The sequence below is a fragment of the Streptomyces sp. NPDC002643 genome, assembly GCF_053592555.1.
Genome location: NZ_JBSFVY010000022.1, coordinates 132048 through 144381, shown reverse-complemented (window position 1 = coordinate 144381; position 12334 = coordinate 132048). Strand labels below are relative to the sequence as shown.

Sequence of the window (12334 nt, the reverse complement as noted above, 5' to 3'; positions counted from 1 at the left end):
TTCGTCGGCGTCGGTTCAGTGCGGGATTTCGGGCCGGGAGGCGTCGCCCCGACACGGGGTCTCGTGTCTGGCGGCGTCGGCTTGTCATGAGGTCGCGTGCTGCGCGGCGTGGTCTGGCACGAGGTCTTGTGTTCGACGGCGTCGGTTCAGTGCGGGATTTCGGGCCGGGAGGCGTCGCCCCGACACGGGGTCTCGTGTCTGGCGGCGTCGGCTTGTCATGAGGTCGCGTGCCGCGCGGCGTGGTCTGGCACGAGGTTTCGTGTTGGACGGCGTGGGTCCAGTGCGGGTTTTTGTGCCCGGGGCGTCGACCCGACACGCGGTCTTGTGTCTGGCGGCGTCCCTTCGACACGAGGCCTCGTGCCCGCAGCGCATCGTTTCGGTACACGGTCTCGGGGCTGGCGGCGGGCTCGCCCCGACGCGCGCTCGCCTGCCTTGTGGTGTCGCCCCGACGCGCCCTCTCCTTGCCCCTGCGGCGTCGCCCCGACGCGCGCTCTCCCGCCCAGCAGAGCCCCCAACGCGCGAGGCCGCCCCCCAATCGCCTTATCAGCCACCGACTTGGCCTGTACCCGGCGTCGGATTCCGGCCAATGCGTAGGGGCGGGGCGGAGGGGTCGGGACGGGGTGTGGTGTGTCCGGGCGTACGGTCGGGTGGTCCCATCCGTATACGGCCGGGGCGGCAGCCCCACATGCGTGATCGGGCCCGGCGGCCAGGGTGCGACGAGGGGCCGCCGGTACCCGGGGCGGTGGCGGGCTCGTCGGCCCGGGCGGGGGTTTCACCGGAGGGCAAGCGCTCTCGGAAGGTACCGATAGCTGGCTTGACCCTGTGCGTTTGAAAGCGTACGGAGGGTCGTTGACGATTCGACATGAGTGTCCCGAACCGGACGCGGGCAGGGATCTCCGTGTACGTGTTCGATCAGGAGGGGAATCGTCATCGGCGCGCGGGCGGGGGTCATGAAGAGGCAGGCACGAGGAGGCGGTCCCACGGCGATCGGGGCCTTCTCGGTGGAAGAGGCGGAGGAAGCCACCGGCAAGGTGACGGACCAGGCCGGTGCCTGGCAGCTCAAACGCAGACTGGGGCGGGCGGACCTGAAGGCGGTGCCCGAGGCCCGTAGAGCCCTGCGGGAGCTGCTGCGGCAGTGGGGGCGGCCGGGAAGATCCGAGATAGCGGAGCTGCTCACGAGCGAGTTGGTCACCAACGCGCTCATCCACACCGACCACGACGCGGTACTCACCGCCACCGTCTCCCCCGGCGGACTCCATGTGGAGGTGAGGGACTTCGTGGGGCGCAGGCCCACACCGCAGTTGCCGGCCGCCGACGACGGCATCCACGGACGCGGCCTCCTCCTCGTCCAGTCCCTCGCCGACGCCTGGGGCGTACGCCCCCACGGTGTGGGCAAGGCGGTCTGGTTCGACCTGGACGGCGGCCTGGCCCACCCCTGAAACGGCGGACCGGCCCAACCATTGAAGACGGCGGCCTGGCCCAACCCTCAAAACGGCGGCCTGATGGCACCTCACCGGACGGACCCGAAACGCAACCCACAGCGGGCAACGACAACGGACAGGGGCGCGGCTACAAGCCGCGCCCCTGTCCAATGATGTGGTCCGGAGCCACCCGGACCCCCGCGTCAGCGCGTCACGCGTCAGCGAACCACACCTCAGCCGAACTGCTGCTCAAGATCCTTGAGCTTGCGCTCCAGCGAGTCGAGCCGCGGCAGCGCCATGGTGTCGTCCTCGGCGGTGAGGTCGACGGTGATCGACTTGTCAGCGCCGTTGCGCACGGGCTGCAGGGAGGGACGGGTACGCACGGGCAGTTGCTCCGGCGCCGATATGGCAGGCTCCGCGACCGCTTGGGCCGGGACGCGCTCCACGGTGGTGTCCACCTGGCGCTGGCCGCCCCCGCCGCCGCCCCCGCCGGGCAGACCCCGGTGGCCACGGCTGATCGCCTTGAGGTGGGCGCGCTCCAGACGCTCCGCCTCCCGCTTGCGCGCGCGGTTCTCCTGCTTTATGCGCTTGTCCTCGCGCACCTCGTCCACGGCCTCGTCCAGGCTGCGCACGCCCTCCAGCAGCATCAGCGACCAGGCCTTGTACGTCTCACGCGGAGCCCGCAGCCAGCGGACCACACGGATCTGCGGCAGCGGACGCGGCACCAGACCCTGCTCACGCAGCGCCGCCCGGCGGGTCTGCTTCAGCGCGCGGTCGAACAGCACCGCGGCGGACATGGACATGCCGGCGAAGAACTGCGGGGCGCCGTCGTGGCCGAGGCCCCGGGGCGCGTGCACCCAGTTGAACCAGGCGGCGGCACCGGCGAACGTCCACACCAGTATCCGGGAGCCGAGGGCCGCGTCACCGTGGCTGGCCTCGCGCACCGCGAGCACCGAGCAGAACATGGCGGCGCCGTCCAGGCCGAACGGAACCAGGTACTGCCACCCGTTGGTGAGGCCCAGGTTCTGTTCGCCGAAGCCGACCAAGCCGCGGAAGGAGAGCGCGGCGGCGACCGCGGCACAGCAGAAGAGAAGGATGTAGGAGGCGGTGCCGTAGAGGGCTTCCTTGCGCCTACGGCGCTCCTCGCTGCGTTCCCACGAATCCTCGGTCTTAGCGTGCTCCCCGGAGCGCTTGCCGCGCGCGAGCACCGCCACCGCCGCCAGCATTCCCAGGAGCAGCACGGCGCCCGGAAGCAGCCAGTTCAGCGATATGTCGGTCAATCTCATCAGGGGTCCCTTGCATTGGGATAGGGCGTAACGCCCGCCATAGTGGCCCAATCCTCGCGGCCCTCAGGGGGTTTCGGGGCAAGAGACCGCCAAAGAAGTGCAATGAGTGACGCATGACGGCATTCTGCTCGAACTACCGCGCGAGGGACGGGAGTTGAGTGCGAGTGAGATTACCCGTTGGAGTGGTTCCACGGAAAGTTCCTGCGGCAAGTGAGGAATTTGTGAACCACTTGTGACCCGACGGAGGGCCCCACCCGGCAGTTGATCTTACGGCACATGCCCCGGGCCGTCTCCGGGGGGTCGTCCGGCGAGGCTGGGCCGCTGTTCTCGGGCCGGTCGGGGCGAGTCGGGCCGAGGGGGCGTCAACTGGCGGAAGCCGTCGTCGGTTTGCTGAGGCCGTCGTCAGCTTGCGGAGCCTGCCGCCGGTCTGCCAAGCCTGCCGTCAGTTTGCGGAGGCCGCCGTCAGCTTGGCGATCCGCTCCGCCTCGCTCGTGCGCGGGCAGGTCGCGCAGATGTCCTCGGGGGCCAGCGTGTAGAACATGCAGCAGCTCGCCCGGTCCCGCGTGGGCACCGACTCGCCGCCCGGACCGGTCAGTTCACGGAAGCCCGCCGAGCCCACGTACGGCCGTGTCGAGCCCGGCAGCAGCAGTTCCAGCTCTTGTCGGCAGCGCTCCTTCTCATCGGCGCCGAGGAGTTCGGCGACGTACCAGATCCCCTCGACCACCTCGTCGGTCGCCATCCCCCACAACGCGCGCCCCCGGCGCCGCATCCTCGGCCCGAAGCCGCCGAGCACCGGCTCTATGTGCTCGGCGAAGGCCGCACGCACCTCGGCCCGCAACGCCTCCTCGTCCGCCACGACCCGGGCCCCCGGCTCCCCGGCGGCGGGATCGCCCGGCAGACAGCTGAACGTTTCTCCGCGCACGATCAGACGGCTCCGCTCACGCTGGAACGCCACATGCTCCACCGGGAAGCGCGGCACCCGGCGCTCCAGGAACCACGGGACCGTGAAGAGCAGACACGCGTACCAGGAGTAACGGTGCAGTCCGAAGGTCGCCACTACGTCCGGGCGTCCCTGCCGTCCGTAGTCCCGCAGCATCTGCGCCTCGTCCCACGCGAGGAACGCGTCCAACTCGGCGCCCGCCTCGGCGAGCCCCGCCGCCGAGACCCACCCCTCCCCTTTTGGCAATGGATCGGTGAGGGAGAGTTCTGTCACGCTCATCACCGGCAGTGCCTCGGTGAGGCGCGAGTACGCGGATGCCAAGGGCGACGTGCGCGAACCGGGTGCCGGGGCCGGTGCTGAGGGGGGCATGCGGGAACCGCCGTTTCACCATCGCTGCCAAGTAAGGCTTACCTTACCCGTGGTTGTCGAGGTTTGAACTGAGGGCATGTGCGCCTATGGTGCTTTACGACCGGTAACAACCCCAGTAGTGACCTAAGCGCCCCATGTGCGACCCGACGGCCCCGGCCGTTGCCGCACAGCCGTCTGCCGGCTGCGCCGCTCAGCCCTGCTACTCGACCCGCCCGACTCGGCTCGCAGGAGGACTCGTGACCCACGCCGGACCCCGCCCATCCGCTGCCGCGGCCTACCGGGTGCCCGCGCAGCCCGGGGTCGCCGACGTGGACCGGGAGCGGGGCCTCACGGCGACGGACGGCGCGGGAACGGGGACCGGCATCGGCCGGGGAACGGGCGTGGGCACCGGCGCGGGAGCGGGTGCGGGCAACGGCGCGGGTTCGGGCGCCGGGTCCGTACGTCGTGACATGGCGCCCGTGGCCGACGGCGCCGGCGCCCGGGGCGAGCACACCCACAGCGAGACACCGATTCCCCTGCCCCGGGTCGGGTCCACGGGGGTCGAGGAGCCTGCCCGTACGGCCCGGCCCCAGGGGCGGCCGGTCGTGCAGCGGGCCTCCGTCCGGGGGCAGATCCTCGACGCCCTGCGGGCAGCCCTCGTGGGTGGGGAGCTGACACCCGGCGAGGTGTACTCGGCGCCCGCGCTCGGGGAGCGGTTCGGCGTCTCGGCCACGCCCGTACGGGAGGCCATGCAGCAACTCGCCATCGAGGGCGCGGTCGAGGTCGTGCCCAACCGGGGGTTCCGGGTCGTCAGGCGCGGGGCGCGGGAGCTGGCCGAACTCGCCGAGGTGCGGGCGTTGCTCCAAGTGCCGGTGGTCCTGCGGCTCGCGCGTACGCTGCCGACCGAACGGTGGGCCGAGCTGAGGCCGTTGGCGGAGGAGACCGCGCGCGCGGCCTCGTCCGGGTGCCGGGCCACGTACGGGGAGGCGGATCGGGCGTTTCACCGGGGGATGCTGGCGCTCGCGGGCAACGAGCAGTTGGTGCAGATCGCCGATGATCTGCATCGCCGGACGCAGCTGCCGCTGAGCGTCGCCGGGTCGGCGGCCGGTACGCGGCTTGAGCTGCTGGCCGATGCCGCCGAGCACATCGCGTTGGTGGACGCGTTGATGGCGGGGGATGTGGCGGCCGTGGAGTGCCTTATGGGGAATCATTTCGGCGGGACGGTTTGAGGGGCGGCGAGTTGGCGCCGTAGGGGTGACGGGTCGTTGTCGGGTGCCGGCCGTCCGTGGCTGGTCGCGCCCACGCGGCGGAGCCGCACATCGATGCAGCCCCGCGCCCCTTTAGGGGGCTTCGCCCCCATCAAGGGCTCGCCCCCTCGCACCGTCGCCCCCTTACGCCGTCGCCGCCGGTGGTGCCAACTGCCTTGCCAGCCATGTGGGTACGCCGCCCAGGAGGCGGAAGAGGCGGCGGGCCTCCTCGCGCAGGCGGGCCGCCTCCGGCTCCGGTTCGGTGTCGGCCAGGGAGGCCAGCGCGGGGGCCGTGCCCACCAGGTAGCCCAAATCCTCGCGGATGCGGAGGGATTCGGCGAAGCCGTGGCGGGCCTCAGCCAACTCGCCCTCGCGCAGGGCAAGGCCCGCGAGATGGCGCCAGGTGAAGGACTGCAGGAGGAGGTCGCCGTGGGCGGTGGCTCCGGCGTGGGCCCGGCGGTAGGCGGCTCGGGCGGCCTGGGGGGATCGGGCGAGGTTCTCGGCGATCAGGCCCCGGCGGAAGTCGAGTTGGGCCCGGCCGGGCGCTCCGGGGGCGATGAGGGCGGCGGCGCGGCCGAGGGCGGAACGGGCCTCGTCGGAGCGGTCGCGTACACCGAGCAGGGTCGCCGCGTACGCCAACTGCCCCCGCTCGCAGGCCGCCGCGCCCCGCTCGTCGTCGCTGCGGGCCTGCGCCTCGGCCGTGCGCAGCGCGTCCTCCGCCTCCTCCCAGCCCTGCTCGGTGTAGAGACAGCGCTCCACGAGCAGCGCGGTCCGCTGGAGCGAGGCCTGTGGGGTGACGGGTTCGAGCAGCGCGGCCGCGTCGGCCCAGCAGGCGCGTGAGCGCAGTCGCCACACCGCGGTCTGGAGTGGATCGTCGCCGGCGGTCGTTCCGTTACCAGACATGGCGGGATACGCCACGTTGCCCTCCCCGAGCGCGCCGTTGAGCTTTGGTGGTGGCGGCATCTCAACATGAACCGGAGGCGTCGGCCAAGGGGGTGGGTGAAGGAATTCACAAAGTCATGGGGTGCGGAGGGCGCACAAAGATCTTGGTTCGCGACCCCGGGGGCGCGGGTGCGTACCGGCCCGCCCCCCACCCCCGCGGGCCTCGCCGCCCTCAGCTCATCCGCAGGGCCAGGAAGAAGTCCAACTTGTCCTCCAGGCGGGAGAGGTCCCGACTCGTCAACTGTTCGATGCGGCCCACCCGGTACCGCAGCGTGTTGACGTGGAGATGGAGCCGGGCGGCGCAACGGGTCCAGGAGCCGTCGCACTCCAGGAACGCCTCCAGGGTGGGGATCAGCTCGGCGCGGTGACGGCGGTCGTAGTCGCGCAGGGGGTCGAGGAGACGGGCGGTGAAGGCGCGGCGTACGTCGTCGGGGACGAAGGGGAGCAGCAGGACGTGGGAGGCCAGTTCCTGGTGGCCGGCCGCGCAGACCCGGCCCACGCGGGCCGCCGCCACCCGGCGGGCGTGCCGCGCCTCTTCCAAGGCACCGCGCAGCCCCTCCGCCGAGTGCACGGCCGCGCTGACGCCCAGGGTGAGCCGGCCGTCGTCGTCGAGTCCGGCCGACAGCGGCTGCCGTACGGCGGCCAGGAGGCCGTCGGCGTGGATGCCGGCCTCGGAGCCGTCGTGCTCGGTGGAGACCGCGGGGAGGGGGACCAGGGCGATGGCCTCCTCACCCGTATGGGCCACCGCGATCCGGTCGGAGTGCTCCGGGCCCGTCGCCAGCGGGTCCACCAGGATCTCCTCCAGCAGGGCCTGGGCGATGGGGCCGCCGTCGAGTCCGGCGCCCTCCCACTCGACCTTCGCCACGACGACCTGCCAGTGCGGTGCCGCCCCGAGGCCCGGCAGCAGCACCGGCGCCGCCACCCGCAGCCTCGCCGCGATCTCGGCGGGGGCCGCCCCCGCCTGCACCAGCTCCAGCACCTCCTGGGCGAGCCGGCGCCGTACCGTACGGGCCGCGTCGCGGCGGTCGCGCTCGACCGCGATCAGCTGGGTGACGCCGTGCAGCAGATCGAGGCGTTCGGCGGGCCAGTCCCCGGCGTCCGCCTCGACGGCGAGCAGCCAGTCCGACAGCAGCGTCTCGCGCACGTCACGGGCGGCGGCGGAGGTGGTTGTGTCGGCGGCGCGGCCCGCGCTGCTGATGGAGAACAGGGAGTATGTCGTCGGGCCGACCGTGAGCCGGTAGGGGCCGCGGCGGCCCGTGCGGGTCGCGGTCAGGTGCTCCCCGGCCAGATGCGCGCACGGCTGCGGCGGCAGCGGGGGGCCGGCGACCTTCGGGCCCGCGATCAGCCGGCCGGTGGGGGACAGGACCCAGGCCCTGAGGTCCAGGTCGGAGCCGAGGAGGTCGAGGACGACATCGGGGCCGCCGCCCGCCGGGCCGGAGGTCATCATCCGGCGGTGCCGGTCCACCACGGCCGCCAGATCTCCGGCGCGCTCGCCCGAGACCTGCCGTACGACATGCTCGGTGATGGTCGCGAAGGCCACTGACTCGTTGACCGCGAACAGCGGCAGCCGGTGCCGGGCGCAGGCCACGACCAGGTCCTCGGGGATGTCGCCCAGTTCGGCCTCGCCCGCGGCGAGCGCCGCGACACCGGCCGCGACCAGGATGCGGACGAAGGGCTCGGAGTCGGCGGCGTCCCGGCGCCAGGCCAGACCCGTCAGGACCAGCTCTCCACCGGAGAGATAGCGGCTGGGGTCCCGCAGATCGGTGGTCATCACACCCCGCACGGTGCGGTCCAGCTCGTCCTCGCCGCCGAGCAGTCTCAGTCCCAGCGCGTCGGTGTCCAGCAGTGCGCGCAGGCGCATTCTCGTCGCCGCCGTTCTTGTGTCGTGTTTCCGGAGGGCTGGGCTCGTTTGTTCCGGAGGGCTGTGTCTGATTGTTTCCGGAGGGCTGCGCTCATTTGTTTCCAGAGGAAAACCAGGAGGTTGCAGACGGCCCCCTTTCATACGAATCTACAAGATGAGCCCCCTCACCAGCCAACTCCTTCATGTTTTCCGTGACTGACCGGGTGGAGCGGAGCCCCTGTGTACTGACTGGAAGAGCTTGAACAGCGCATGGACGAGCCGGGCCCGCCGCACACGATCTGGCTCAAACACCACGATCACCGGATCTGAGAAGAGAGCCTGTCCCATGGACTTCCTTCGCCCCGCCAGCTGGGAGGAGGCGCTCGCCGTGAAGGCCGAGCATCCCACCGCTGTGCCGATCGCAGGCGGCACCGATGTGATGGTCGAGATCAACTTCGACCACCGTCGGCCCGAGTATCTGCTCGACCTCAACCGCATCGGCGATCTGTACGAGTGGGAGGTCGGGGAGGAAACGGTTCGGCTGGGCGCGTCCGTCCCGTACACCACGATCATGGAGAACCTCCGCGCCGAGCTGCCCGGTCTCGCCCTGGCCTCGCACACGGTGGCCTCCCCGCAGATCCGCAACCGTGGCGGAGTCGGCGGCAACCTCGGCACCGCCTCCCCGGCCGGCGACGCCCATCCGGCCCTTCTCGCGGCGGGCGCCGAGGTCGAGGTGGAGTCCGTACGGGGCTCCCGGTTCATCCCCATCGACGACTTCTACACCGGCGTGAAGCGCAACGCGCTGGCGCCCGACGAGCTGATTCGCGCCGTGCACATCAAGAAGGCGGACGGGCCCCAGCAGTTCTCGAAGGTGGGTACGCGCAACGCCATGGTCATCGCCGTGTGCGCGTTCGGGCTCGCCCTGCACCCGTCGACTCGGACCGTCCGTACGGGGATCGGCTCGGCCGCGCCCACACCGATCCGGGCCGAGGCCGCCGAGGAGTTCCTGAACGCGGCGCTCGCGGAGGGCGGCTTCTGGGACAACGGCAGGATCGTCACTCCTTCCGTCGCCAAGCAGTTCGCCGAGCTGTGCGCCGCCGCCTGCAACCCCATCGACGACGTCCGGGGCACGGCGAGCTACCGCCGGCACGCGGTCGGCGTCCTGGCCCGGCGGACGCTGATGTGGAGCTGGGAGTCGTACCGCGGCACCGACCGCGCCTCGCGTGAGAAGGGGAGTGCCGCGTAATGCGAGTCAACTTCACGGTCAACGGCCGTCCGCAGCAGGCCGACGACGTCTGGGAGGGCGAGTCCCTGCTGTACGTGCTCAGGGAGCGGCTCGGGCTTCCGGGGTCGAAGAACGCCTGTGAGCAGGGCGAGTGCGGCTCGTGCACCGTTCGCATGGACGGCGTGCCCGTCTGTTCGTGTCTGGTGGCCGCCGGACAGGTGGAGGGCCGCGAGGTCGTCACCGTCGAGGGACTGGCCGACTTCGCCAAGCAGCGCGCGGAGGGCGCGGGTCGCGCGTCGGGGGCGTGCGGCACGGGCAACGCCCCTGACACGTCCGGGACATCCCTCGACCAGGCCCAGCGGTGGCAGGCGCGGGGCACCGACTCGCACACCGGCGAGGGCATCCCCTCCCCACATGCGACGCTCTCACCGATCCAGCAGGCGTTCATCGACGCGGGTGCCGTCCAGTGCGGATTCTGCACCCCCGGTCTGCTGGTCGCCGCCGACGAGATGCTGGAGCGCCACCCCAACCCGAGCGACGCGGACATCCGCGAGGCGCTGTCGGGCAACCTGTGCCGCTGCACGGGCTACGAGAAGATCATGGACGCGGTGCGTCTGGCCGCCGCCCGTCAGTCGGAAGGGGTCTGACCATGGGTACGACCGGCCTCCCCGCCCATCTCACCCAGGGCTCCCGCACCAAGGGCGGCATCGGCGAGTCCACCCTCCGCCCGGACGGCATCCTCAAGACCACCGGCGAGTTCGCGTACTCGTCCGACATGTGGCACGAGGACATGCTCTGGGGCCAGGTCCTGCGCTCCCCCGTCGCCCACGCCGAGATCGTCTCCCTCGACACCGGCGAGGCCCTCGCCACCCCCGGTGTGTACGCCGTGATGACGTACGACGACCTGCCGACCGAGGTGCGGCACTACGGCCTGGAGATCCAGGACACCCCGGTCCTCGCCCACGGCAAGGTCCGCCACCACGGCGAACCGGTCGCGATCGTCGCCGCCGACCACCCCGAGACCGCACGCCGCGCCGCCGCCAAAATCAGGGTCGAGTACCGCGAACTGCCGGTTGTCACCGACGAGTCGTCCGCGACGGCGCCGGACGCGGTCCTCGTCCACGAGAACCGCACCGACCACCACATGGACCATGTTCCGCACCCCAACATCGTCCACCGCCAGCCGATCATCCGCGGCGATGTGGCGGCGGCCCGTGAGCGCGCGGACGTCATCGTCGAGGGCGAGTACGTCTTCGGCATGCAGGACCAGGCCTTCCTCGGCCCCGAGTCCGGGCTCGCGGTCCCGGCCGAGGACGGCGGCGTCGACCTCTACATCGCCACCCAGTGGCTGCACGCGGACCTCCGCCAGATCGCGCCCGTGCTCGGCCTGCCCGAGGACAAGGTGCGGATGACACTCGCCGGGGTGGGCGGGGCCTTCGGCGGTCGCGAGGACCTGTCGATGCAGATCCACGCCTGCCTGCTCGCCCTGCGCACCGGCAAACCCGTCAAGATCGTCTACAACCGCTTCGAGTCCTTCTTCGGCCATGTACACCGCCACCCCGCCAAGCTCCACTACGAGCACGGCGCCACGAAGGACGGCAGGCTCACCCACCTCAAGGCCCGGATCGTCCTCGACGGCGGCGCCTACGCCTCCTCCTCCCCGGCGGTCGTCGGCAACGCCGCCTCCCTCGGCGCCGGCCCGTACGTCATCGAGAACGTCGACATCGAGGCCATCGCCCTCTACACCAACAACCCGCCCTGCGGCGCCATGCGCGGCTTCGGCGCGGTCCAGGCATGCTTCGCCTATGAAGCCCAGATGGACAAGCTGGCGGCGAAACTCGACATGGACCCCGTGGAGTTCCGGCGGCTCAACGCCATGTCCCAGGGGGCCGTGATGCCCACCGGCCAGACCGTCGACTCCCCGGCCCCGGTCGCCGAACTCCTGCGCCGCGTCAAGGCGATGCCCCTGCCCCCCGAGCAGCAGTGGCTCACCGCTGGCGAGGCGGCGGACGTACGACAGCTGCCGGGCGGTCTGTCCAACACCACCCACGGCGAGGGCGTCGTACGCGGCATCGGCTACGCGGTCGGCATCAAGAACGTCGGCTTCTCCGAGGGCTTCGACGACTACTCGACGGCGCGGGTGCGCATGGAGGTCGTCGGCGGCGAGCCGGTGGCCACCGTGCACACGGCCATGGCGGAGGTCGGCCAGGGCGGCATCACCGTCCACGCGCAGATCGCCCGCACCGAGCTGGGCGTCACCCAGGTCACCATCAACCCGGCCGACACGCGGGTGGGTTCCGCCGGTTCGACATCCGCGTCCCGCCAGACCTACGTCACCGGGGGCGCCGTCAAGAACGCCTGTGAGCTCGTCCGCGCGAGGGTCCTGGAGCTGGGGCGTCGCAAGTTCGGTACGTACCACCCCGCCTGGGCGACCGCCGAACTCCTGCTGGAGGGCGGGAAAGTGGTCACGGACGCGGGCGAGGTGCTGGCCGACCTGGTCGACGTCCTCGGCGACGAGTCCGTCGAGGTCACGGAGGAGTGGCGCCACCGCCCCACCGAACCCTTCGACCTCCGCACCGGTCAGGGCTTCGGCCATGTCCAGTACTCCTTCGCGGCGCACCGGGCGGTCGTCGAGGTCGACACCGAGCTGGGTATGGTCAAGGTCGTGGAGCTGGCCTGCGCCCAGGATGTCGGCAAGGCCCTCAACCCCCTGTCGGTGATCGGCCAGATCCAGGGCGGCACGACGCAGGGCCTGGGCATCGCGGTGATGGAGGAGATCGTCGTCGACCCGAGGACGGCGAAGGTCCGCAATCCGTCGTTCACGGACTATCTGATCCCGACGATCCTCGACACGCCCACGATCCCGGTCGACGTCCTGGAACTGGCCGACGAACACGCCCCGTACGGGTTGCGCGGCGCCGGGGAGGCGCCGACCCTGTCGTCGACTCCGGCGGTGCTGGCGGCGATCCGCGCCGCGACGGGGTTGGAGCTGAACAGGACGCCGGTGCGACCGGAACACCTCACGGGGACCGGGTAGTTGGGGGCGCCTATGAGCTCGGGGAGTGCGGATGGTTTTGGCGGGTGC

At 71.5% G+C, this 12334-nt stretch carries 9 protein-coding genes; 5 read left to right on the top strand and 4 right to left on the bottom strand.

Annotated elements, in window-relative coordinates:
- Positions 1-950 precede the first annotated feature (950 nt).
- A complete protein-coding gene (locus ACWD4G_RS30090; RefSeq protein ID WP_451298891.1) occupies positions 951-1439 on the top strand; it encodes an ATP-binding protein in 489 nt (162 codons plus the stop codon).
- A gap of 215 nt (positions 1440-1654) precedes the next feature.
- Here the strand turns inward: ACWD4G_RS30090 and ACWD4G_RS30085 are convergent, their stop codons facing one another.
- Together ACWD4G_RS30085 and ACWD4G_RS30080 are read right to left on the bottom strand one after the other, a co-directional pair.
- Entirely contained in the window at positions 1655-2707 is a 1053-nt protein-coding gene (locus tag ACWD4G_RS30085) for a DUF2637 domain-containing protein (RefSeq protein WP_451298889.1), read from the bottom strand.
- Positions 2708-3149: 442 nt separating this feature from the next.
- Positions 3150-4016 (bottom strand): (2Fe-2S)-binding protein, encoded by an 867-nt coding sequence (locus ACWD4G_RS30080; protein WP_451298887.1) that lies wholly within the window; start codon positions 4014-4016, stop codon positions 3150-3152.
- Between the two features lie 236 nt (positions 4017-4252).
- Between ACWD4G_RS30080 and ACWD4G_RS30075 the strand changes: the two genes are divergently transcribed.
- The gene (locus tag ACWD4G_RS30075) at positions 4253-5224 is read left to right on the top strand and encodes a GntR family transcriptional regulator (RefSeq protein WP_451298885.1); all 972 of its coding nucleotides are present in this window, start codon (positions 4253-4255) and stop codon (positions 5222-5224) included.
- A gap of 162 nt (positions 5225-5386) precedes the next feature.
- Here the strand turns inward: ACWD4G_RS30075 and ACWD4G_RS30070 are convergent, their stop codons facing one another.
- Positions 5387-6160 carry a hypothetical protein gene (locus ACWD4G_RS30070; RefSeq protein WP_451298948.1) on the bottom strand — a complete coding sequence of 258 codons (774 nt, stop codon included), beginning with the start codon at positions 6158-6160 and terminating at the stop codon, positions 5387-5389.
- A 196-nt stretch (positions 6161-6356) separates the two neighbouring features.
- Positions 6357-8045 (bottom strand): PucR family transcriptional regulator, encoded by a 1689-nt coding sequence (locus tag ACWD4G_RS30065; RefSeq protein ID WP_451298883.1) that lies wholly within the window; start codon positions 8043-8045, stop codon positions 6357-6359.
- 325 nt (positions 8046-8370) lie between these two features.
- Between ACWD4G_RS30065 and ACWD4G_RS30060 the strand changes: the two genes are divergently transcribed.
- From ACWD4G_RS30060 to ACWD4G_RS30050, 3 genes are read left to right on the top strand one after another with little or no spacing between them, the layout of a single operon-like run.
- On the top strand, positions 8371-9270 hold the full coding sequence (locus ACWD4G_RS30060; RefSeq protein ID WP_451298881.1) for an FAD binding domain-containing protein: 900 nt from the start codon (positions 8371-8373) through the stop codon (positions 9268-9270).
- Positions 9270-9896: a (2Fe-2S)-binding protein gene (locus ACWD4G_RS30055; protein WP_451298879.1), complete on the top strand. Its 627-nt coding sequence runs from the start codon at positions 9270-9272 to the stop codon at positions 9894-9896. The genes ACWD4G_RS30060 and ACWD4G_RS30055 overlap by 1 nt, the downstream gene beginning before the upstream one ends.
- Positions 9897-9898: 2 nt before the next feature.
- Complete coding sequence (locus tag ACWD4G_RS30050) at positions 9899-12286, top strand: xanthine dehydrogenase family protein molybdopterin-binding subunit (protein WP_451298877.1); 2388 nt, start codon at positions 9899-9901, stop codon at positions 12284-12286.
- Positions 12287-12334 lie beyond the last annotated feature (48 nt).

Coding starts and splice junctions, on each gene's coding strand:
- ACWD4G_RS30090 (WP_451298891.1), top strand. CDS start 951: ATGAAGAGGCAGGCACGAGGAGGCGGTCCCACGGCGATCGGGGCCTTC.
- ACWD4G_RS30085 (WP_451298889.1), bottom strand. CDS start 2,707: ATGAGATTGACCGACATATCGCTGAACTGGCTGCTTCCGGGCGCCGTG.
- ACWD4G_RS30080 (WP_451298887.1), bottom strand. CDS start 4,016: ATGCCCCCCTCAGCACCGGCCCCGGCACCCGGTTCGCGCACGTCGCCC.
- ACWD4G_RS30065 (WP_451298883.1), bottom strand. CDS start 8,045: ATGCGCCTGCGCGCACTGCTGGACACCGACGCGCTGGGACTGAGACTG.
- ACWD4G_RS30060 (WP_451298881.1), top strand. CDS start 8,371: ATGGACTTCCTTCGCCCCGCCAGCTGGGAGGAGGCGCTCGCCGTGAAG.
- ACWD4G_RS30055 (WP_451298879.1), top strand. CDS start 9,270: ATGCGAGTCAACTTCACGGTCAACGGCCGTCCGCAGCAGGCCGACGAC.
- ACWD4G_RS30050 (WP_451298877.1), top strand. CDS start 9,899: ATGGGTACGACCGGCCTCCCCGCCCATCTCACCCAGGGCTCCCGCACC.